The following is a 255-nucleotide window of genomic DNA, read 5'->3' as shown; positions in this document are numbered from 1 at the left end:
GTTGATCAGACATAAGATGACTCCTACGGATCGTCGTGGAGCGCGTCGATAGCGGTGCTGGCCATGCGCGCTAAATGCGCCTTGGCCACGTCCGCGACAGCTTCCAGCCAGCGAGGGAAAAACTCGTCGAATGTGAAGTCAATGACAGCGCCATCGTGCGGGGATTTGGCGCTGCCCAAATCGATAAACTGCGCGGTGTCGCCGATCCGGCAAAGGTCGTAGGGATCTTCCTGCTGAAACCAATCCAGAAAAGCG

Annotated in this window: 1 protein-coding gene; it reads right to left on the bottom strand. The window is 57.3% G+C overall.

The window, feature by feature from the left end:
• Nucleotides 1-23: 23 nt before the first annotated feature.
• On the bottom strand, nucleotides 24-255 hold a 232-nt coding region (locus KMS84_RS44715), incomplete at its 5' end, for a hypothetical protein (RefSeq protein ID WP_256921634.1).

The sequence above is a fragment of the Streptomyces hilarionis genome (assembly GCF_024539675.1).
GTDB classification, from domain to species: domain Bacteria; phylum Actinomycetota; class Actinomycetes; order Streptomycetales; family Streptomycetaceae; genus Streptomyces; species Streptomyces hilarionis.
Note: the sequence above shows the minus strand (reverse complement) of the source record. Positions and strands in the feature narration are given on the sequence as shown.